This is a genomic window from Tepidisphaeraceae bacterium, from assembly GCA_035998445.1.
Taxonomy (GTDB): Bacteria; Planctomycetota; Phycisphaerae; order Tepidisphaerales; family Tepidisphaeraceae; genus DASYHQ01.
Map to the genome: position 1 here is coordinate 11,968 of DASYHQ010000010.1, position 21,548 is coordinate 33,515.

General features: G+C 64.9%; 15 protein-coding genes. 7 read left to right on the forward strand and 8 right to left on the reverse strand.

All coding sequences use genetic code 11. The features are described 5' to 3' along the window. Window positions 1-58: 58 nt before the first annotated feature. The 6 genes from VGN72_02865 to VGN72_02890 form a co-directional block, all read right to left on the reverse strand. A complete protein-coding gene (locus VGN72_02865) occupies window positions 59-3,109 on the reverse strand; it encodes a LamG-like jellyroll fold domain-containing protein (protein ID HEV7298278.1) in 3,051 nt (1,016 codons plus the stop codon). A gap of 295 nt (window positions 3,110-3,404) precedes the next feature. Next, the gene (locus VGN72_02870; protein ID HEV7298279.1) at window positions 3,405-6,746 is read right to left on the reverse strand and encodes a UTP--glucose-1-phosphate uridylyltransferase; all 3,342 of its coding nucleotides are present in this window, start codon (window positions 6,744-6,746) and stop codon (window positions 3,405-3,407) included. 78 nt (window positions 6,747-6,824) lie between these two features. Next, a complete protein-coding gene (locus VGN72_02875) occupies window positions 6,825-7,691 on the reverse strand; it encodes a sugar phosphate nucleotidyltransferase (GenBank protein ID HEV7298280.1) in 867 nt (288 codons plus the stop codon). Window positions 7,692-8,140: 449 nt separating this feature from the next. Continuing rightward, entirely contained in the window at window positions 8,141-11,098 is a 2,958-nt protein-coding gene (locus VGN72_02880) for a hypothetical protein (GenBank protein ID HEV7298281.1), read from the reverse strand. A 246-nt stretch (window positions 11,099-11,344) separates the two neighbouring features. After that, entirely contained in the window at window positions 11,345-12,217 is an 873-nt protein-coding gene (locus VGN72_02885) for a prepilin-type N-terminal cleavage/methylation domain-containing protein (protein HEV7298282.1), read from the reverse strand. 49 nt (window positions 12,218-12,266) lie between these two features. Next, entirely contained in the window at window positions 12,267-13,274 is a 1,008-nt protein-coding gene (locus VGN72_02890; protein HEV7298283.1) for a LacI family DNA-binding transcriptional regulator, read from the reverse strand. Between the two features lie 178 nt (window positions 13,275-13,452). Here VGN72_02890 and VGN72_02895 point away from each other — a divergent pair, with 178 nt between their 5' ends. From VGN72_02895 to VGN72_02905, 3 genes are all read left to right on the forward strand, one after another. After that, the gene (locus tag VGN72_02895) at window positions 13,453-13,905 is read left to right on the forward strand and encodes a hypothetical protein (GenBank protein ID HEV7298284.1); all 453 of its coding nucleotides are present in this window, start codon (window positions 13,453-13,455) and stop codon (window positions 13,903-13,905) included. Between the two features lie 138 nt (window positions 13,906-14,043). After that, entirely contained in the window at window positions 14,044-14,244 is a 201-nt protein-coding gene (locus tag VGN72_02900; protein ID HEV7298285.1) for a type II secretion system protein, read from the forward strand. Next, on the forward strand, window positions 14,232-14,876 hold the full coding sequence (locus VGN72_02905; GenBank protein HEV7298286.1) for a hypothetical protein: 645 nt from the start codon (window positions 14,232-14,234) through the stop codon (window positions 14,874-14,876). The genes VGN72_02900 and VGN72_02905 overlap by 13 nt, the downstream gene beginning before the upstream one ends. A gap of 152 nt (window positions 14,877-15,028) precedes the next feature. Here the strand turns inward: VGN72_02905 and VGN72_02910 are convergent, their stop codons facing one another. After that, the gene (locus VGN72_02910; GenBank protein HEV7298287.1) at window positions 15,029-16,159 is read right to left on the reverse strand and encodes a hypothetical protein; all 1,131 of its coding nucleotides are present in this window, start codon (window positions 16,157-16,159) and stop codon (window positions 15,029-15,031) included. Window positions 16,160-16,300: 141 nt separating this feature from the next. Further along, window positions 16,301-17,038 carry a PEP-CTERM sorting domain-containing protein gene (locus VGN72_02915; GenBank protein ID HEV7298288.1) on the reverse strand — a complete coding sequence of 246 codons (738 nt, stop codon included), beginning with the start codon at window positions 17,036-17,038 and terminating at the stop codon, window positions 16,301-16,303. Between the two features lie 39 nt (window positions 17,039-17,077). Here VGN72_02915 and VGN72_02920 point away from each other — a divergent pair, with 39 nt between their 5' ends. The 4 genes from VGN72_02920 to VGN72_02935 all read left to right on the forward strand — a co-directional run bounded on the left by VGN72_02920 (window position 17,078) and on the right by VGN72_02935 (window position 21,546). Then, window positions 17,078-18,079: a helix-turn-helix domain-containing protein gene (locus VGN72_02920; GenBank protein HEV7298289.1), complete on the forward strand. Its 1,002-nt coding sequence runs from the start codon at window positions 17,078-17,080 to the stop codon at window positions 18,077-18,079. A 216-nt stretch (window positions 18,080-18,295) separates the two neighbouring features. After that, window positions 18,296-18,682: a hypothetical protein gene (locus VGN72_02925; GenBank protein ID HEV7298290.1), complete on the forward strand. Its 387-nt coding sequence runs from the start codon at window positions 18,296-18,298 to the stop codon at window positions 18,680-18,682. Window positions 18,683-18,769: 87 nt separating this feature from the next. Continuing rightward, the gene (locus tag VGN72_02930) at window positions 18,770-20,164 is read left to right on the forward strand and encodes a TolC family protein (protein ID HEV7298291.1); all 1,395 of its coding nucleotides are present in this window, start codon (window positions 18,770-18,772) and stop codon (window positions 20,162-20,164) included. Then, entirely contained in the window at window positions 20,161-21,546 is a 1,386-nt protein-coding gene (locus VGN72_02935; protein ID HEV7298292.1) for an HlyD family efflux transporter periplasmic adaptor subunit, read from the forward strand. The genes VGN72_02930 and VGN72_02935 overlap by 4 nt, the downstream gene beginning before the upstream one ends. The last annotated feature ends 2 nt before the right edge of the window (window positions 21,547-21,548 follow it).

A 21,548-nucleotide genomic window follows, 5' to 3' on the forward strand; every position in this document is an offset into this window, starting at 1 on the left:
ACTGGAATGGCGACACGATCCACCGTCAGACCTGAAAATAAACGGCTAACGGCGGACGCTACCTTTCTAGTGCACCGGCGTCCCGCTTGGCAGTGGGTTGGCGGCCGGTGAAATCCCGGAGGAATGGGCCATCGAATTGCCAAGTGTAGAGTTCGTCGATAGTCGTGTGAGCCTCAGCGAGGGTCCCCTTTGCGACGCGAACGTACTCGATCTCGCCGGCAAAGCCGCGGCCGACGACGAAATCGGCCGGGTTGTCGATCGAGCCGACTTCGGCGGTGTCGAACTTCGCTTCACCGTCTTTCTGGCCGTCGCAGTAGAGCCGCATTACGCCGGCGGACCGATCCACTTCGACCAGGACGTGATGCCATTGGCCATCGCTTACGTTTCGCGTGCCGGTGATATCGGCTGAGGCATCGCCGGTACCGCGCAGGGTGACATTGACGAGCCCGGCGGCGAGTGAGACCTCGTACCCGACGGCGTTGGGCTGGCGCTTGGCGACGAGAGTCGCGGCGTCGGAGTTGGCTGCAGCGCGAACGTACGCTTCGACGACGAAGCTGTCGTTGCCCACGTCCAGCGATTGGCCCGGCGATGTCGCGGTGTCGGATGGCAGTGTCGCGTGCTGGTCGGTGCCGTTGAGCTTCAGTGCGCCGGATACCCAATCCTCCAGTGGGCCTTCGACATAGCTGTCGGCCGTGAGGTTGACGCCTTTGAGGTCGTTGCGGGGGAGCTTGCGGTACGTTTCGCGGTCCGTGTAGTCAGCGGTCATGAACCAGTGGTCGCCGAGGATCACGCTCGGGTCGGCGTTGTGCCGGCGGAAGTGCCACTCGCCGACCGTGCGGGACAAAGCCCACGGCGCGAAGATCTTAACGCCCTTGTCGATCGCCACGGATCCGTCGGCGGGGCGGAAGTCGAAGTTGGCGGGGTCCATCAACGGCTGATCGTCGGTCGTCCAGCCGGTTTGGCTGGCGACGGCGCCGGCGTTCTCGAGGGCACTACGGAAGCCTTCAAGCGTGCGGTGGACATTGGCCTTGTCGAAGTAGCCGAAAAACCGCGGCTTACCGAAGAAGACATTGTTGGAGTACGCCAGCGTGCTCGCTGCCGCATCGGGGTCTGCCGTCGCGCGCTCCATGTTAACGTCCTGCGGCTTGTCGATGTCGGCGTGACGGAAGAAGACCTCGGTCGCGTCGTCGAACACGTTGCCGATGTACGCCCCACGTCCGCCCTGCGGGGCCTGACGTCGCACGCTGGCGACGAAGCGGTAGGCGGTGTTGTTGGCGAACGTGTTGAGGAAGCCGATCACCTCGTGGAACGCGGTGGTGGCGGCGTGCGGGTGTCCCAGCTCGTTGCTCTTGCCCCAGGCGATGTTGTTGAACACGTAATTCTTGAACGACCCGTCGAAGTAGAACGCGAAGCCAAACCGGGCCGACGCGTGGTTGATCTCCTCCTTGGGCTTATCCTTGCTGCCTTGGTGGCCGAAGTGCCAGTAGCCGTTGGGGTTGCCGGAGATGTTGTTGTAGACGTAGAACGTCCCGCCCTGCCAGGTTTCGATGCCACCGTAGTCGTTGGTCCAGAGCAGCGAGTCGGTCACCTTGTTGTGATGCACGAGCACGCGTGAGAGTGGCACGTCGAACGTAGCGCCACCGCCCTTGCCGCCGAAGATGAACAGCCCGGCGCCACCGGTGCGGTGCAGGATGTTTCCCGCAATCTCACCGACGCGGGCGAACTCCACGGTCAGCGTATGGCCCTGAGCAGCACGGCGCGGGCGCATGCCGGTCTCAAACATGCGGTTGCGGAGGACGTTGACGCGGTTGAGGACGCCGGTGGGCTTCTCGCGTCCACCGCCACTGGTGATCTCGATCCCGCCGTAGTCGGTGTGGGCGATGTCGTTATCGGTGACGTTGAGATTGTCGAGGGTGTCCCCTTCGCCGATGGCCTTTGCCCAGATCGGCTGGGGCACGTGCTCGAAACTGCAATTGGCAACCGTGATGTCGTTGCAATTGCCTAGGATTTTCACTCCGGCCGGATCGATCTCGGGCATTGCCCACCAACGCTCATGAGTCGCCACGACGTTACCGAAGCGGAAGGCCAGCCCGCTGATATGGATGTGGCTCTGGTTGCGGATGTCGATCTGCGTCGTGCGATCGGCGAGCTCAAGGCGAGCGGCGTTCGGGTCGGCGTCGCCAGGCAGGCGGACGAAGAGCCGACCCGCCTGCTGGTCGAACCAATATTCACCGGGCGTGTCGAGGAACCGAGGGAGGTTCTCGAGGTAGTAGCGGTTCATCCAAATCGGCTTGTAATTAGCAGCGTCGCCCCACGGCCCGCCGACCTTGATCGCGCTCTTTTCGGGGTCGTACGCCTCGATTAGCGCAGGATAGGGCTGGCCCATGACGCTGACGTACTCGGTCCAGATGGTGCCGCCCTTGAATGCGTCGGGATCCTTGTCCTTCAGACGATCAGGATCGATGGCCCAGGCACGGGATTCCTTCTTGCCCTCGGCGTCGGTCGTCTCTTCGGTCGTGCTGTTCTTCCAGGTGTACCACTCGCTCTTGACGTCCTCAGGGTCGGAAACGGTCCAGTTGGGGTCGCGGGCCAGGTGCAGGCGTGTGATCTTGTCACCGGCTGCGACAAGCCAAACACCGTAGGGGGTCACGTCCTTGCCGACCTCCTGATACCAGACCTTCGTGGGGTCGGGGATGTCACCGGCGGTGTCGGCAGTGGCGCGGGTCCAGCCACCGGTGACGGCACGGGAGCCGGCGAGAACCGGCGGGCCGTCACCCCACCCTGGATCGCGGGTGAGACGGATGGGGTTGTCGGGCTGGCCGGAATCGTCGGCGGTAAGGGTGCCGCGGTAGGTGACGCCGCCCTTGAAGACGTAGGTATTCACACCGCTGGCAGCCTTCGCGTTGCCAGTGGCGTTGCCGTCCCACGGGTGATGCTTCCAGGGCTGTTCCTTGGTGCCGGCGTTGGCGTCGTCACCGGCGTCGAAGTCGATGTAACGGACGCTCTCACCGGCATTGTACTCGAACGGCTGCGGCGCCCATTCGAGGTCGCCCGTTGCTTTGACCGTCGCGTGAGGCTGTTGCCAGGAGAACCGTGTCTGTTGTGCCACCGCCGTGGCGCAGAAAGCGATCTGCAGAGCGGCGCAACCAAGGAGAGCTGAACGACCGAGCATGCAAAGCCTCCGCTAAACGAGGTGGGGCGGCAGAGGATTCTGCCGGCTGGTGAAAGACTAGCTTCAGGACGAACCCGTGCCAACTTCATTCCATTGGATAACGCGGCCAGCAACATCTCGTTCGCCAACGGTCATGGGACGGCCAGAGGTTAAGATAGCGTTGGCAATGCCTGACCTACCGCCGTGAGTAACGTGAGCCAGCGCATTCGTCTCGACGCGTGGCCGTACAACGTCACGCCCAATCGCAGATCGCGTTCAGATGGTCGGCACCGCCCTCCTGGTACCAGCTGTCGAGCTGGGCCTGGTCCTTCAGTTGCTGCCCGCGCTTGCGGTCGACGACGAGGAAGCTGCTCGACACACCCGGCAGCGCGGTCATGTCGCCCCAAAGCTTTTCGAACTGCGCGACCGGGAACACGTCCTCCTGGCCGTGGCCCCACCGCTTCTTCACGTCCTTCAGCGTAACGTACGTCGGCATGCGGGCCGCCAACGTGCGCACGGCGTCGGCAACCTTGTCGGCGTTCGCAAGGTCGGCGCGCGTCAGGTTGAACTGCGCCAGCAACTGGTTGATGTCGATCCAGGTGGTGTTCGAGTTGTAGTACGACAGCGCGAACTCGTCCTCTTCCCGCGGCATCGCCAGCCCTTCCAGCAGGCGAGGCCGACCGTTCACGCGTGCCAGGCCGCCGCCGCGATCCTCCAGGCGACGGCTGATGACCTCGAAGCTGACGCAGCTGCCGCGCGCGATGTGCGCGCCGAGCATCGCGGGGTCGGCGTCGGCGCCGAGCGTGTCGATGTTGTGCAACATCAGGTGCTTCAACTGCGGGCGTTCGGTCAGCAGTTGCGCCAGCACGCCGTTGCGCAGCATGTTGGGCACCTCGTACCAGTGGCCGACCGGGTGCAGGCACTGGGCGGGCAGGTTGTCGGTGTAGTCGGCGCCCTCACCGGCGGTCTGGGCCCAGTTGATGAGCGCGGCGTGGACGCTGTCGCGCATCTTCTGCTTCTGCACGTCCAGCACCTGATGTGAGACCTCTTCCCACTGAAAGCGCAAATCGCGCACCATCGGCACCATGCGCAGCCCGACAGCGCGCCCCGGCGACAGTAGGATCGGACCCGCGTAGCCGTAGTTGTCGACCGCCTTCAACCAGTCGGCGATCGCGCCGTGCGTGAGCCAACTGGTAGTCATGACGTGCGGCAGCGGCACGCCCGCGGCGCGACCCGTGCGGCGGCTCTTGGCCAAGTGGGCCTCCACGAACGTACGGTGTCGGCCGGCGAGCTTGCAGAATGGGTGCAGTGCCTTCACGACGCCCGCACCCTGCGTCCAGCGAGACCCGACGCCCGCTGCCAGCGAGATGACCGCCACCTCCCCCGCCGCCAGCGCCGCGCGACCCAGCGCGGCTTGCTTGCCGTCGGCGGCGCTGCCGCCGCGCAAATCGACCACGTCGTCGCTGGTGACGTCCGTGATCTGCGTCGTCGACGACAGGCGGTTCTGCGACAGGCCAATGCGCCCGGCGCGCAGTTCACTGCGCACGTACTCGTGTTCCTGCCGGTCGAAACCCAGGCCGTCCAGGATCTCCGATAGCGACCGCCCGCGGTCGGATGCGGCGCGGGCGGCCTGTGGGATCATGCGATGGAAGACGCTGTCGACCGTGCGCGTCATCGCGGGGTCGTTCTGCGTTGCTTGGCCAAAGCGTTCGAGTTCGGCGCGTTGCGCCGGCGACAGCGAGCGCACGTCGCGCCGCAGGGCCGGGGGCACGACCAGTGCATAGTACGCCGGCGGCATCATCGCGGCCTCGCCGGTGCGCAGCGTGCCCCACGTGCCGCGCTCGTTGATCGTGAAGTCGTAGACGACCGGCTCCATCGCGAACGGCAACGCGTTGCGCAGCTCGCGCTTCAGGCCGCTCATCGTCTGCTGCAGCAGCAGCTGGGCTTCGGCCTTGCGGTGCGGCGCGACGATGAAGCCCATGCCGCCACCGCTCATGCCGCCCAGCATCCAGAAGCCCCAGAAGTCGTCGTTTAGCGCCGCCTTCACGCGGGTGATGATCTGTTCGGTGTAGTAGGTGCTGGCCCACGGGATGATCGTCTGCAACGGGCCGAAAAAATTGTACGTGGTGGCGGCGGCAAGATCCTTGATGTCGCCGCGTTTCAGGTCGTTCAGGATGCGGTCGAGCACGCCCAGCGCCTGCTGGCGGGCCTCCGATTCCTTGCTGGCGCGCAGCAGGTACTTTTCCGACACCATCTCCAGGATGGGCCCGACGTTCTGCGCCATGCCACCGTGGACCAGCACGAGCGAGTCCTGCAGCGCCGCGCGGGCCGAATCGGGCGCCGCGGCCCGGTCGAGGATCGTGTGGCGTGGCAGCAGTTGCCCGCGCGACGTGCCAAACTCGGGATCGCCTTCGCTGGCAGTAGCGCCGGCGATCAGCTTGATGCCCGGCCACACGCCACCACTGTCCTGCCAGCCACCACCCGAGCCCCCGATCCACTCGCCCAGGATAGCGCGGGCGGCGACGATACGGCGTTCGTCCTCATCCAAACCGCCTTGCAATCGCTGCGTCTGTCCCGTCGCGCGCATGCAGGCGCTGATCAATCCCGCCAGCAGATTCGTGCTGACGGCCAGGCGCGAGCCCTTGGGGATGTCGTTGATCTTCGAGCAGATCTCCAGCCCGTGGCCGGGCTTGCCCGTCAGTCGCGCAAGCAGATCCTCCAGGCTTTGCTCCGACCCCTCCAATCCTGGCGGCACGATGCCCGACGCAATGACGGCCGCCTTCAGCAGGCCCAGGTAATCGCGGGCGAAATCGAACACCTCGGCAAGCGACCGTACGTCGGCGCTGGCGTTGAGGTCGACGCTGACGAGGCGCAGGACCGGCTCGTCGATCACGCGGAAGTACGCCTCGACCGGTGGCGTGGTCGCGGCATCGCGGCCGTGGACGGCGAGGTCGATCGAGACGTTGAGCACCTTGGCCCCGCTGGGGTAATCCATGCCGAGGAAGAAGATGTCCGACCACGCCGAGTGCGTGAGGTCCATGCGCACCGGCGTCTGTTCCATGAGGAGCGGGAAAAGTCCAGTGGCGGGATCTGTCGAAAGCAGTTCCGGGCGCACGCGCAGCGGCTGGTCGAGCGGGTGCGTGATGCGGAACATCCACTGGTTGCCGCGCACCGACCGCACGCTGCGCCGCACTTGGTTCGCCAGCGTTTGGAACCCAAGGTCCTTGTACGCCGCCGCCAGTGCCGAGGCGAGCTGGTCGCTGGGACCGTTGGCCGCCTGCGCGCCCACGAACGTCTCGATCGCCTCCTCGAACCGGCGGTTGAGCAACTGCTGGTAACCGGCGTACGGGATCGATCCGGCCGCGCCCGAGGAAGGCAGACGTGCCGGCAGCACGTAGCGATAGATCGAGTAGAGGAAGAACAGCGCGCGCACCTGCTGGTACAGGTTCGTGCTCGTCCGCCGAAACGCGTCCAGTTCGCTGGCGTGCTGCAACAGGTCGTCGACGGTCGCGTGTTCCAGCAGCCCAAGCAGCGACTGGTCGCGAACCTCGGCCTTCTCAGAAGTGATGACGTGGATCAGGTTGGGTCGATTCATCGGGAAACGTCCTGCGGTACCACAGACGAGAACAGGTCGAGAGAAAACGGCCTGGCCATGCGCTCACGATCGACATCGCTAGGCCGGCCGCGGAGCCTTCTGGGTCGCCAGGAGTTCGACGAGCTGCGCCAGCACTTCCTCGCGATCCTTGCCCGCCATGGCCAGCGCGAGCTGCGCGTTCAACGTGCCGTAGGTCACACCGATGTTGTATCGCAGCCCCGCGATCTCCAGCGCCAGGTACCGCTCGCGTCGCGCCAGTTCGGCCAGCGCCGGCGACAATGAGATCATCTCGCCCTGCGGCGCCGCCTCCCGTTGATTACGGAGGATCGTCATGACCGCCGGCGTCAGCACGTGCATGCCGAAGAAGCACAGGTAGTGCCCGCCGCGCAGCCCCGGCACTGTGAGGCGCTGCTCGGCCTGCGTGGGCGTGGGCTTTTCCAGGACGGTCTCGACCTCGTACAGGCGCTGCTGCTGGGCGACGCGATGGCCACCGATCGCGCCGTACAACGGAAGGGCGCTCTCGCGCGTCGACTGCACCGCCGACACCGCGCAATCGTTAGCCTCGGCGGCGGCCACCAGCTCTTGGGCGCAGCGGGCGTGTGCCCCGTCGCCGGCGCTGACGTACAAATGGTCGGACACCAGATGCACGAACGGCTCGCCAGCGACGAACGCCTCGCCGCGCAACAGGGCGTCACCGTACCCACGCGGGTTGGCCTGCTCGACGAACGTCAACCGGCCCGCGTGCGGCCCGGCGGCGGTGGCGTAGGGCTTCTCGTCGCCGGGGCAGACCACCACGCCCACTCGCTCCACGCCGGCCGCAAGGACTTCCTCCACAATCACCTGCAACGCCGCCTTCTCCACCCCGTCGCGATCGACGAGCCGCTGCAGGGGCAGCGCCCGCTGGCTCGAGCCCGCAGCTGTAATCAGCGCCTTTTGGATCTTCATCGCCATTCCCTTCCCAAATGTCCCGTCGGTCCACGTCGCGCCACGACAGCATGACGATATTCTGTCGCGAGCTTTGGTGCCGTTTCAGCGCCAGCCTCCGCGCATTCCAGCATCGCGTAGATGTGGTACATCTGCAAATGACCTGACAAATTGACGCCAAGCTGGAGGTCGATAGTGCAGTCGGCGGTCTTTTGGAGCGACCGAAGAAGGTTCCCCGATCCTTTCGCGTCGGTCCAACTGGTGCGCCAGGCACGTCGCCCGGCGTTGGAGACACACTACTGCATGTGGCGGGAGACAGCAGGTCGAATTGGCTTTCGATCGTCCACCGCCGCAATCGGGAAAGGTCGGCCGATGGCGAAGTTCTGGTCCAAGCGCGTCGGCCGGTTCACGGGCGGCGGGCGCGCGTAGCATCGGCGACCCCCTCACAACCTCAGGCGGACTTGCGCCTACTACTTCGATGCCTCGCGGTAAATCTGAATGAACGCCACCCGCGGCGTTATGGCCGACGGGGCCGGCTTCAGGACCAATCTGCGGTCGGTGCCCACGTCGACCGTTGTCCAGTAGGCGTCTCGCCGCACATCGGATTGCCCCGGATCCTTTAATAACGTTCCATTGAGCAGAACATCGTTCACTTGAATAAACGGCAGCGGACGTTCGTCCGGCCAGGTGAACCGCTCCGGCTTGCGCGGGGAACCGACAGCGAGGAAGACATTGTAGCGCCCCGGCTTCAACTCAGCCTGCCATGACATGTCTCGATTCTTGTCCCATTTCCCGTATGGCCGCAGGTCATTGCCGTCGGACTCGCCCCAACTCGCGAGCGTTCGATAACGGACGTCCGGATCGCTCCAGTCCGCCTCTTGGTAAACAGCCGGTCGCCCACCGACCCATCCGAACCGAACGGGCGCTGTCGACCCGGCTGCCTGATTGCCGAAAGGCGCGCCCGTATCGATGTTCCAGTTCTTTCCGGGTTCCTCCCCGTGCCATTGCATCGGGTCATCCTTCTGCCCGTCGCGCAGTTCACCGAAGTTGACCTGGAGCACCAGTTGCCCGTCGTCGCGAACGTTCGTTTCGTCATCCGTTCCGTGATCGCCCGGGTACATCGGACGGCCGGCCGCGAGGCGGCCGGCAAACCCTTCCGGGTGCGATCGCTGCGTCTCGAAGACGGACGCCATCGCGGGTTGCGGGCGGGGCGGGTTCGCTTCCCAGGGAAGAACCTTGTTGCCCGCGACGCGTCGCCAGGAGGAGCGAGCATGATCCAAGCGGTAGCTGCCATCCGCCTGCTTGCCGTTACCGCCATAGATGGTGTTAAAGAGGAAATCGTTGCCGACGTTAGCGGTCCCTAGCCCCTTGTGCGTCTTCGGTTGGGTTCCGCCCGCAGCTGTTGCTAGACGAGAGTGCTCGATATCGGAATCACCGAATAAGACGGCGGGCTCGAACCGATTCTGCACCACAAACACGTTCCCCAGGAAGATGCCGTTGAACACGTGGTAGCGCAGGATCAACGCGGGCCCCTCCGACGATCGCACGCGGTTGTGGAGGACCAGGGGGATCTCCGTCTTGCCGCCCAGGAAGATGCCACCCGCCTCACCGGCAACGTCGTTGTTGTAGAGGCAGTTGCGCGGGCCCATCCCGGGCCCGTGGATGTCGGCGATGTTCCGCTGCGCGAATACGCCGTAGCCGTAGGACCCGGTTCCCTGAAGCGCATCGACTTCGCAGTTCTCCAGCAAATGCGCGCGGCCCCAGCCCATGTGCCATTGCGCATCGCTCGAGAAGAACCGGCTGTTACGAACAACGCTGCCGGTCCCGCTGAAGTTCGGCGAATGACGACAGTTTCGCGTGTAGATATTGTCGACCAGCAGGAGCGTGCTGCTGCTGAAGTACCCCGACCCCCCGCCGGTGTTGTTGGCCCAGACCGGGTCGACGAACTCGCAATCGCGAATTTCGTTCATCAGCCCCGCGAGCGACGCGGGGTTCCGGCCCGCGCGCTCGACGCGCACGTTCCTCATCCAGCAGTTCATCGCCGACGACATGTTGATCCCGTCAAACCAGATCCGGCGCGCCTGCTCAAGGACGAGATCTTCGACGCCGCACTCCTCGACTGGCAGATAGGTGGTCAGAAAGCTCGACTGATTACCCGTTCGCACGTACCGGCCCAGTTCCATATCCCACGTGTCTACCTGTCCTTCGTTGACGGGGAAGTCCAGCTGCAACGGTTGCTCGATATCAATGATGACGTTGCCTTGTTCCGAGAGGCGTAAGGCCTTGATAGTGACGTCCTGATCACGGTCGGTCGCCCCACCGCCATCGCGCTCGATCATTTGCGCGAAGGGCGTTGATTGATAGACGAACATCCGCACGGCCCCGCCAGGCTTGAAGCCGGCGGCGACGGCGCCTTCCAGGCTGTTGAGCTTCATCTCGATCGATGTATCGCCCCGTCGGGCGTCGCGGACGGGCGTGGTGCGTTGCGCCTTGTGGGTGTGCCGATCGCCAATGAAGTGGATCGCCGCGGTGTTGGGCCCGTCGCTCATGCCCTTCATGCCCGGCGGGGACATCTCGTCGAAATCCTTGCATGAGAAAGACACGGGCGGGCTGAATGCCTCGTCCTCCACCTCAGGCGCATCGGGTCCCGAACCGTCCTTCCATACCCACACCACCTTCGTCTCAAACGATACCCGTTCTGCCCCTGCGAGCAGGTCCCTGAGCTTTTCGCCAGAGATCGCGACCGCGTTGACGGGCCCCGTCGGGGAGAACCGCTCCACGACGTCGTAAGGGGCACCGTCCTTTGCATTGCGTGCGAACCCGTACCGGAACGGCTCTTTGCCGTCGACGCGGATCGTGATTTCAAAGCGGTTGATGTGGCTCTGCTTCCCGTTGGCCGTCTGCGCGGTGAAGCTGGCTTTCGGGCTAAATGCCTGAGCGTAAAAGCAGACCTGTGACTCTCGGGTGATCCGTTCGTGCAGCGGAAAACTGAGGACCTTCACCGCCGGCTCACCATCCACGCCGTACGCAAAGTCGAAAAGGATCCTCGTCTCATGGGCGTCATCCCGTCCGCCCATCTCAGCTGCCTTGCCGCGGCCGGCCCCGCGAATGACCACGCGGCTGTGCCGGACCATGATCGGCCGGGTGAGCACGTAGGTTCCCGCGGGGATCTGGATCACCCCGCCGCCCTCCCGTCCGCACCGTTCGACCGCCTCGACCAGCGCCGTGGTGAAAGCCTCACCGTTTTGGGCGCCAGTCAGACTTCCCGGGAAGGTCACCGTGGCTTCACCGATCACTGGGATGCCCGGCTTGCGATCGCCTGGCTCACCGATATGGACGCCTGCCCACGTCCAGTTGGGATAGATGATGCCATCGGGCCCCACCCAATCGGCCGGTGTGACTTCGTCCTTCCCGACGTCGCGCGGCATCGTCGGATTCCACGGGTACTCGGCTAAGGGCGTTGTGTCGTACTCCGCAGGCTCGTCCTGAGGCAGTTGCCCCCGCACCAAGGATGACGCCGCCAACGACAACACGATCAGAGCTGTGGTACGCAATCGCATCAACTGGATCCTTCGAGGTCTAGCACAGCGAATCAACAGCTTGGTGCTTCCGCCCCATGTACTTCAAGAATGCCAGGGGGTTCGCTTCGGCAGCACCGGTAGGCCAGTACGCGACTACTTCGGCCAGGAAAACCCGTGCGGGAGGCTGCGGCCGACAGGGGTCGCGGTGGCGGCGATGATCTGACCTTTATCCATCGCCTCAACGTGCCCATCGACGAACCACATGTTCGCCCGATTGCTGTGCCGGCGGTGGGCGTAGGTGTTGTCGCCGGAAACGTCCACGGCGTTCGGAAAAGACCTGAAGAACAGGCCATCCGTCTGCGCCCCGCGCAACGCTGTGCTCGCGTTCGGGCGAATGCTGTCGCCGAGGAACGGCGCGTGCTTGCTGACGCGGGTGATCTTCGCTGTCACCCCGTAGAAATCACGGTTCGATCCGTCAATTGCGGACGATTGCCATGCCTTACCATCGATCCGGCGCCAGTCGTCCCCCGGCAAGTCGTGGGGGTACGTTCGCAGACCGTACACCGTGGCGTGGCTGGCGCCGGTCAGCGCTTGGCTGAAGCTGCCGACATAGCCCTGCTGCGGGGGCGGCAACGTCGGGCAGGACAGGAAGTTCACGTCCGGCAACTCGATGTTGTTGAGAAACTCCGTGCCACTCAGGGTGCTGTAGTAGAGTGCCCGCGCCGATTTGGAGGAAATATAACCGCCCGCCATCAGCTGCGCGACGTACCCGCGCCCGCCACGGTAGATCCTGACGCCGGTGCCGGGGTCCATCAGCGCCTCGGAGGCCGGCAGCCATCCCTTCTCGCCGTTGGCGTACATGATGACCGCGATGCCGACCTGCCGCAGGTTGCTCTGGCACGCGACCGCCTGGGCAGCGCTCCTCGCCTTGTTCAGGGCCGGCAGCAGCATCGAGATCAGCAGCGCGATGATACCGATCACGACCAGAAGCTCAACGAGTGTAAATGCGTTTCGACGAGTTCGCATGACAGTTCCTTTGTTCGCTACGCGAGCTAGAAGTGCACAATTTTCGAGGCTATTGACCGCCGGGCGCCGCGCACGTCGTCCCGGCGACGTAGGAGTACGGCAGCGGCCGGGGTGGGTGGCTGGATACCACCCCCGTGATTCGTTCAAAAAGCATCGGGACCGCGTGCAGTGCCATCTTGTTGAACGGGAGCACGCACGTGTCCACCTGAAAGCCGCCGATCCGAAGTTCGCTGCGGTCCAGCGCGACGATCGACAGGTCGTCCGGAACCCGCAGCCCTGCCTGCACGGCGTGAAGCAGCACCCCCGAGGTGTCGGCCCCGTCATCAGTCAAGATCGCGGTCGGGCGGCCTTCGCCAGCCAGCAGCGCACGGAACGCTTCCGCGTCACCGACCGGCAACACCTCTATCTGCGGAGCTAAGCCGGCGGCACTCATCGCGGCGGCGTACCCGGCCTCGCGGTCGGCCAGACTGTAGTGGTCCTCTGGAGCCCCGGCACGACGCGACATGATCAGCGCGATCCGCCGATGCCCCAGGCGAAGGAGCCGCTCGGTTGCGTCGCGCAAGCTACCGAAGTCGTCGGGGAAGACGCAGTCACTCGCGATTCGGGCGTTCAACCAGATGGCCGGCAACTGACTTCGAGACATGAAGTCGACGAGTTGCTCGGAGATCGAATGCGCAATCGAGATGAAAACACCGTCCACCGACAGCACCCTGGCGAGGCGCGGAACGCCCTCGCCCGACACCAAGTCGCTGCTGCTCACCTGCTCTGCCACGAGTCGACAATCGCGCTCGCGGAGCTCGCGCTGCAGGATGTATAACACCTCGCCTGGCACGATCGAGCCCGCGTCCAACGCTCGCGAGAGAAGCCCTACCATGCCAAAGCGCCCCCTGCGGACGGCCCGCGCGGCGCTATTGGGTCGATAGCCCAGTTCGCGCGCAGCCTGCAACACGCGATCCCGCGTTTCAGGTCGGAACAAATGCCCCCGCTCACCAAGCACTTGCGTGACGGCCGAGAGTGACAGCCCCGTGGCGCGAGCAATGTCTTTTGCAGTAGCCATAAAACCTTAACTCGCTGCAATTGCGACGTGACAACTGGAGTATAACTCAGATTTTTGGGTTTGCAAACCGATAATGCAACATAAGACAGGAAGGTGTTTTCAACTCTTACGAGGCCACGCAAGATTTGCTGGAGCGAGTAGCCGACCAGCACGTGCGGTGCGACCGACGGCGACGCCCATGTCCAAAGAGTACCTCAGCGCCGCCGCGATCGCCCTGACGTTCGTCCTGTTCGTCCCGTACATCCGCTCGATCTACCGCGGCCACACCCACCCGCACGTGCTCACCTGGGTCATTTGGGGCTTGGGCACGCTCATCGTGTACTTCGCGCAAGTCGCGGGCGGCGCCGGCATCGGGGCTTGGCCGATCGGCGTCTCCGGCCTGATCAGCAGCTACATCGCGTTGCTCGCTTACCACAAGCGCGGCGACATCGCGATCCTCTGGACCGACCGGGCGTTCCTCGTCGCGGCCCTGTCCGCCCTGCCGTTCTGGTTCCTGACGGCCGACCCGCTGTGGGCAGTCGTGACGCTGACGGTCGTGGACCTGCTCGGGTTCGGGCCTACGGTGCAGCGTTTCACAGGAATTCCACGCTCGCGGGCGTGCGTCCGTCGACCTGCTGGTTCGCATGCTTGAGGGTGAGAGCGTGCCCTCGCTCATGGTCGACCCGGTCATCTGGGCGCGATCCTCCTCCGCCGCACCATAGGTCGCGGCGGAGGCCGTTCATCGTCAACTCGTCGTTCGCATCAAGTCGTCCGCATCACGAGCAACGCCATGTTCAACATCAACGTTACTCCATCACTCGCCCGCCGCCACACCGTCAAACGCTCCGATGGTTTCACGCTGGTCGAGTTGCTGGTGGTCATCGGGATCATCGCGGTGCTGATCTCGATGCTCCTCCCGGCCTTGCAGAGGTGCGCGACTCGGCCAACGCCGTGGCCTGCGCCTCGAACATGCGGCAGATGGGTATGCTGATCCGGCAGTTCGCCAGCATGAACAACGACCGCGCGCCCGCCGCGGCAAATACGGGCTCGGGCAGCGTGCGGTGGTCTAACGTGATCAACATGGTGCTGCTGAACAAGCCGCCCACCGGCATGACGGGCAGTTACATTCAGGTGACGGGCCTTCCCCAACAGGGAACGCTGTCATGCCCTGCCTATACCGCATCCGTGAACCAGGGTCGCGCATTCCTGTACACGGTGTCACTCCATGGCGGCGACGCCACGGATCTCGTCCCCGGGCCGTACGGTTACATGGTTGACACGCCCACGCAGGTCCATGACAGCTTCATTCGTTACAAGCTCGGCACGAAAATCTCGAAGTTCCGCGACCCATCGATGAAGTTCATGGTGCTTGAGAGCGAGACCAACAGTGACCTCACCAACAACACGTTCGGCGGCGACCTCGTCTGGGCGCTGGGCGACACGCCCGGTCGGCCCGCCTTTGCTGGCAACGCTGGCAGGTTCGCCTTCCGCCACTCGCGCTACACGAGGGCCAACGCGCTGTTCATCGATGGTCACGTCGAACAACTCGTTCCCCCAGCGAGGCTCGGTCAGCCGAGAATGGAGATCAACACAGCGCGTCGGTTCAATATCGCGCCGTGGTAGCTGATCGCACACAACACGGACCAGTGACGGCAACAATCAATGTGGTCTTTGCGCCGGCCCACGTGCTTCATTACCCCAGTCACGGATGGCACAGCCCGGGACCGCAGAAGGTCCGACTGTTGCACCGCGAGAACCGGGTCGCTGCTGCCCGTTTATTCCTCTAATAGTGCCTTAACGGGAACCAAGGCTAGATCGACGCGATCGTAAATAGTCGTCGTGTGGCAAATGTATCGATCGCCGCAGCAAAAATGGGGGTGGGGATGCAAGTGAGTGCATTGGGTCAGGTCGTCTGCCAAGGGTGGCCGATTGACGATCTCCACTTCCATGCCAGTATGCGTGTCGCAAAACACGACGTGGCAATCAGACGCGACGGGATCGCGCATGCGGTCGGCCACGATGTAGCGGCCGGTCCGGTCTGATTGGGCATGGGAGAAGCGACCGGGCCAGATCGTGGATTCCTCGCCACTCGCCAAGTTCACCTTTTTGATTCCGACGCCGTAATGCACGTACCAGACGTGCCGACCATCGGCATCCCACCATTCATGTCCGCTGTGGCTGACGGGGGCTTTGAGGATGGGCCGTGCCCGGTCGCCTCGCCTGATGGTCCAGAGGCGGTGATAGGGGCGATCGGGCTCGAACGGCTCGTCGGCGTGCTGCTGCCAATATTCATTGGCGACCATCTGCACGTCCGGGTCCGTCGGGCTGAACATGCCGTGGTTGAAGACCTGACCGTCCAGCGTCTGCCACAGCCGGAACGGCGCCCCGTCCAACGGTATCTCACCGATGTGGGAATCGGTCGATCCATCGCGCCGAACCATTCGGGCATCGACGTTCAACGAGTGCCGATCAGCCGAGAAGGTCAGATGCGTGGCGATCTGCTGAAGTCGTCCCGGTGCTAAGTCGGTTGGGAAGCGGTTCACGCGCTCCGGTCGATCCGTAGCGTGGGGGCCGCGCTTCCAGATATCGAACTGGTTGCCCCAATAGACCTCGCCCGTCGTCGTGTCCACGAGGGGACGAGCGGTCGGGTGCTGGGTTTCCGGGTAAATGCGAAGTTCGTCCCGTTCGAAATCGACGACGCCCAGCACCTGTGCCGCATGCCGCCCACCCGGCGGTGGGAAGCCGCAGTGAAGCCAGAGAAATCGCCCGTCGTCCGTGAAGCTGGACGTCGCGAAGTAAAAGGCCATCTGAACGGGCGCCAGCCGTTCCGTGAGGATCAGGCTCTCCAGCCCATTACAGGGGTTCGCCCACCGGGTGAACAGCCTCGATGTCTCGGGGGTCTTCATGGATTGACCTGCACGAGCAGGCGACATGCGCCCGCCCCACTTGCCGACGAGATGACGCGCGACGCGGCGCAAGCGAAATCTCCGTTGCCGCACAGGCGCGGCAACGGAGAGATAAGTCGATGCTGAACTCCCACTTGTGCCTTATCGCGTGCCGCGACGGCGACGGGTAGCGAGCGCTGCGCCGACGAAGGATAAGATGGCCAAGGAGCCGGGTTCGGGAACGGCCGTGACGTTGAAATTGTCGAACGAGATCGACTGACTGCTAGCCGGGCTGATTCGCAGGGCCACGGAAACGGCGTCGAACGCCTGAACGTTCAGCGTGGTGGGGGCAAGTACGAGGCTGCCCACGGTCATCGAGATCACCGGATTGTTGTTGGCGTTCACCGCATAGCTGACCGTCAGGGGTGAGAACGCAGTAGAAGAGACGCCGGAGGTGCCGGTTGCGGAGCCGTATTCGGTGAGGTCGCCCGCGTTATTGGAAGTAGGGACGGTCGAGTCGGCCACGCGAATGGTCCCGGGATGGTTAAAAATTGCGAGATAACCCTGACCCGAGTTGGCCGCGTTGACGAAATAGATCCCGAACGATCCACCACTCATCCGGATGTCCGTCTGAACGGTCACCGGACCGGCAAAGCTGTCGGCGGTGGTGGTTTCAGCGGGCGTCGTATCGAAGAACGACACAAAACTGGAGCCGCCGGCGACGCCAACGAAGTCATTCTCGATTCCGTTGCTCGATTGGGTCGCGCTGGCGGCACCGGTGATCATGCGGAAGTTACTCGCATACTCTCCCGCGGTCTCAAAGGTCAGCACCGCTGCCGACGTCGTCTGTGGCATGGTCATCGCGGCGATTCCCGCCAACGTCAAAAGAGCTTTACGCATTTTTCGATCCTCCGAAATAAGTTCGCTTGCCTGCCTGAATTGGCTGAAATCCGCCTCATCGTCCGACGCTCGAATTATGAACGCCAGCCGACGTTTTCCAAGCAAAACCACTTGTCATTGTTGCACGAAAAGATACCATTTTTGTGCATGGCCACTCCTTCGGCGCAGCCCCGATTGATGGACTGGTCCCGCTTGTACGTGCGGTTGCTGTGGGCATACGAGGGCGCCCCACAAGGCATGCATCACGCGCTGCCCGAGGCGGCGCAGTCGATCATGTGTTGGTTCATCCAGCGGGGAGAGGTCGAGGCCGAAGGAGCCAAGTCCGGCCTGGTTCGGGGCCACGCGGGACAGTGGCTGTTCCTGGCGAACGATAAGGTCCGACATGACTTTACGGACGATGCCCGGATCGTTTCACTCCGCTTGATCGTTCGATGGCCTGGCGGACAACCCCTATACCCGAACGACCAGTGGATCAAGTTCGACTCCGCGAACTCCCCCCTGCTGGAGCGGCACACCCGGTCGCTCCTGCGGCGCCTTCGCCCCTACCTGTCCCGAGCCAGGGACCTGACCCACCTGATGGCCGAGCCCGCACGCCTGGTGGACTACATCCGGATCGAACAGGCGACGCTCCAGTGGCTGGTCGTCTATGACAGCGTTATGCAAAGCCTCGGTGTTCAGCCCACGCCTGTGTCTCGCATGGACGACCGTGTCGGTCGCGCGGTTGAACTGTTGGACCGCCAGGACCTTGGCGACCCGGCCGACGAACGGGAGATCGCTACGTTGGTTGGATTGAGCATCGGCCAGTTGAACCGGTTGTTCACATCCCAGGTCGGCATGACGGTGAAAGCGTATGCCGAGCAGCGCCGCATCGACCACGTCCGTCGGACTCTGCTCAGCAGCACGATGCCGATCAAACAACTCGCCTACACGATGGGCTTTAGACAGCAGTCCCATTTCTCCCGCTGGTTTCACAAGAAGACGGGAATCTATCCCCGCGCGTTTCGCGAGAAGACGCACCATCCCAATGAGTTGATTCGTTAGACGCATTGTGAGGGCTTGGATGCTTAACTGAAATATCGAATCGCCGTCCCGCGCCCGGCTGGCAGTTGCCACAGGAGGCGGCGACCAATAAGCGCTTGAACGAGGGGACGTCGTCGCGCAGTCACCCGCGTAGCGCACGTTGATGCGCGGCGGTTCCGGTCGCTTGACGCGGCATCGAGTGACGCATAAATTTGCCTGTTCGTGGCCGTACGTACCTTGCGCATCCTCGCAGTCGTCTGGTTCTCGTTATGGCTGATCGGCGGCCCGACGCTGGTGGTCTGCCACGCGGGGAGCGGGCACGTCGGCCTTGAGATGGCGCACGAAGGTGCTTGCAACAAGTCGACGGACGCTTCCGGAGCAGATGCCGCGGCGGTTGTCGAGACATTTGAGCTGGACTGCCAAGACCAAGCCGTTCTTGACACGGCGATTCGCGTGGAGCGGCAGAACACCGAGTTGGCGGTCCCCGCGCTGCTCCCACTGATCCATGCCTCCGCGTTCCCCGCCGCGCCTGGCCTTGCGAACGCCCGGCCCGAGCCGAGCGACATCGCCTTAGTGCCGCCCTGGCATCTCACCCCGCTGGCGAGCGTCGTCCTCCTCATCTAGACCGCTTCGACCTCTCGGTCGCCGTCGCGAGCGCGCCCCCGCGTTGCGCGCTCGTGGTTTCCCCCGTCTCTTCCATCCGGAGCGTCTATGCGCAGCAGGGTCTGCTACCCCGCGGCACCCGTCGTGGCGATTTGCCTCGCCTTGGGTGCCTGCCAGCCTTACGAGCGCCGCCCGCTCGACCTCTCCTCGCACGCCGATGGGCTCCGCACTCGCAGCGTCGCCGACGAGGGCGTCCTCGCCTTTGCGGAACGGGTGCGATCGGCTGAGGCCGGCCCTGCCAACGCCGCATTCGACTCGTCAGATGGTTTAGACTTACGCGAGGCCGAGATTGCCGCGCTCGTGCTCAACCCCAAGCTGCGGGCCGCTCGGTTGGCGGCCCGCGTGGCGGCGGTGGGTGCCGAGCACGCCGGCCGCTGGGACGACCCGCAGCTGGAGGCGGACGTCCTGCGGGTGCTGGAGAGCGTGGACGAGCCGTGGCTTGCGGGCGCGGGCATCGGGTTCACCATCCCGCTGTCGGGTCGGCTTGCGGTCGAGCAGGCACAGGCTAACGCCGAAGCCTTGGCGGCGCTGGAGGAGGCGCGGCTGGCCGAGTGGGAAGTCTTAGGCGAGTTGCGGGCCGCTTGGTTTGAGTGGTCCGCCGCGGGCCGTCGGGCCGAGCTTTACCGCGAGTACGGCGAGCAACTTCGACGGACTGGCGACGCGGTCGAGCGGCTCGCGGCGGCGGGAGAAGTCCAGCCGTTGGAGGCGCGGCTGCTCGGCATCGAACGGCGCGCGCAGGCGTTGGAGGCCACCGCCGCCACCGCACGGGCACGCGAGGGCCGACATCGGATCGCGCGGCTGCTCGGCGTGCTCCCTTCCGCACCGCTCGAACTCCATCCCGCTCTCGAGGCGCCGGAACTCGCGATCAGCGACGTCGACGACGCGCAAGCCGTGCTAGCGCATCCGCGGGTCGCGCTCGCGCGGGCGGAGTACGAGGTCGCCGAAGAGCGGATGCGCCGCGAGGTGCGAAAACAGTACCCGGACCTGACCATCGGCCCCGTGTATGAGCACGAAGAGGGCCAGTCGCGGCTCGGGTTGGGGCTCGGCCTGCCCCTCCCGGTCTTCAACCGCAACCGCCGCGGTATTGCCGAGGCGGCCGCGGAGCGGGACGCGGCCCGTGCGGAGGCGGAAGCGGCATACGAGGCCGCGTTGCACGACGCAGCGGAGTTGCGGCTGCGATTGGACGCCGCCACGGCACGCCTGCGGGCGCTGCGGGACGAGGTGGCGCCGCTGGTGGACGAGCAGGTCCGCGAGGCGGAGGCGCTCGTCGCCGCCGGCGAGGTGGACGTGTCGCTGCTGCGGGAGATGTTGTCCATGGCGCTGGAGACGAAGGTTCAACTGCTCGACGCCGCCGCGGAGGAGGCAATGGTGCGGAGCCAGCTCCGCTCGCACCTGCGGCCTTGGCGGACGCCCGTGCCGGCCCAATCAGGAGATGGAAGATGATCGTACGCGCATTGACAACCCTCTCACTCGTGCTCGCCGGGCTGGCGGCCGGGGGCTGCGGCAACGGTGAGCCGGACGCCACGCCGGTCGCGACCGCGACGGCACCAGCTGCCCCGGCGGTGACGAACCGGATCGACGTGCCCGCGAGCGTGCGGCAGAACCTGGGCATCACGTTCGCCAAGGTGGAGCGCCGCCCGGTGCAACAAACCGTCCGCGTGCCGGGGCAGTTCGAGCTCCGGCCCGAGGCGACGCGGGAGTACCGCGCGATGGTCGCGGGTCGCGCCGAGATCCTGGTGCAGCAGTTCCAGGCGGTGAAGCGCGGGACGCCGCTGGTCCGGCTGGACTCGCCGGAGTGGCGGCAGATGCAGCACGGCACGGTCGAAGCGGAGGGGGAGATCAAGCTCGCGCAGGCGGCGTTGCGGGTCGCGGAGGCGAGCAAGGCCGAGGCGGAGCAGGCCGTGGCGTTCCTGCGCGAGCGGCTGCAGGCCCTGGGCGACGTGGGCGTCCGCCGCGCGGAGCTGGAGGGCCAGCTCCGCGAGCGCGAGGCGCAGGTGCCGAAGCTCGATGCGGAGCTGCAAGCGAAACAAATCGAACTGCATGAGGCACGGGAACATTACGCGTCGATCCTCAACGTGCTTGCCTCCCTCTCGGGCGTGCCGAAGGATCGGTTGCTTGCGCCGGCGGAGCCCGCGGACGATCACGGACACGCGCACGAGGGGCCAGTCCCGCTCTGGCGGACGTTGGGCACGCTCGTCCTCGCGGCCGAAGCCGACGGCGTCGTCGGCAACATCGCCGTCACCAACGGCGGGTGGGCCGAGACGGGCGCCCTGCTGCTCTCGACGGTGGACCCCACGAAGCTACGATTCGTCGCCGAGGCCCCGCAATCCGACCTCGCGCGGTTCAAGGATGGCCTTCCCGTGAAGATTACGCCTCCGCAGGGCGGAAGCGTGCCGCTCGACGCATCGGTCGACGCCACGCTTAGCCTGGGCTTCCAGGCACACCCGCAAATCCGGACGATCCCGCTCTACGCGACGCCTGCGGCCATGCCGTGGTGGGCCAAGCCCGGCGTAGCGGGCTTCCTCGAAGTCTTCGTCGGGGGGTCGGAGCAGGCGGAGTTGGCAATCCCCGCGGCGGCGATCATGCGGGAGGGCCTGAACCTCATCTTTTTCCGCCGCGACCCGAAGAACCCGGACAAGGTCTACCCCGTGGAGGCGGACCTGGGCGTGAGCGACGGCCGGTGGACCGTCGTCAACAGCGGCCTGGCTGACGGCGACGAGGTCGTGCTGGAAGGCGCGTACGCGCTGAAGCTGATCGGCGGCGAGCGGCAGACGCCGGCGGGTTACCACTACCACGCCGACGGCTCGCTTCACAAGGATCACTGAGT

What these genes read in the sequence shown, in the direction of transcription:
- VGN72_02870 (HEV7298279.1), bottom strand. Translation starts at nt 6,746, where the DNA reads ATGAATCGACCCAACCTGATCCACGTCATCACTTCTGAGAAGGCCGAG.
- VGN72_02875 (HEV7298280.1), bottom strand. Translation starts at nt 7,691, where the DNA reads ATGAAGATCCAAAAGGCGCTGATTACAGCTGCGGGCTCGAGCCAGCGG.
- VGN72_02880 (HEV7298281.1), bottom strand. Translation starts at nt 11,098, where the DNA reads ATGCCGCGCGACGTCGGGAAGGACGAAGTCACACCGGCCGATTGGGTG.
- VGN72_02885 (HEV7298282.1), bottom strand. Translation starts at nt 12,217, where the DNA reads ATGCGAACTCGTCGAAACGCATTTACACTCGTTGAGCTTCTGGTCGTG.
- VGN72_02890 (HEV7298283.1), bottom strand. Translation starts at nt 13,274, where the DNA reads ATGGCTACTGCAAAAGACATTGCTCGCGCCACGGGGCTGTCACTCTCG.
- VGN72_02895 (HEV7298284.1), top strand. Translation starts at nt 13,453, where the DNA reads ATGTCCAAAGAGTACCTCAGCGCCGCCGCGATCGCCCTGACGTTCGTC.
- VGN72_02900 (HEV7298285.1), top strand. Translation starts at nt 14,044, where the DNA reads ATGTTCAACATCAACGTTACTCCATCACTCGCCCGCCGCCACACCGTC.
- VGN72_02905 (HEV7298286.1), top strand. Translation starts at nt 14,232, where the DNA reads ATGGGTATGCTGATCCGGCAGTTCGCCAGCATGAACAACGACCGCGCG.
- VGN72_02910 (HEV7298287.1), bottom strand. Translation starts at nt 16,159, where the DNA reads ATGAAGACCCCCGAGACATCGAGGCTGTTCACCCGGTGGGCGAACCCC.
- VGN72_02915 (HEV7298288.1), bottom strand. Translation starts at nt 17,038, where the DNA reads ATGCGTAAAGCTCTTTTGACGTTGGCGGGAATCGCCGCGATGACCATG.
- VGN72_02930 (HEV7298291.1), top strand. Translation starts at nt 18,770, where the DNA reads ATGCGCAGCAGGGTCTGCTACCCCGCGGCACCCGTCGTGGCGATTTGC.
- VGN72_02935 (HEV7298292.1), top strand. Translation starts at nt 20,161, where the DNA reads ATGATCGTACGCGCATTGACAACCCTCTCACTCGTGCTCGCCGGGCTG.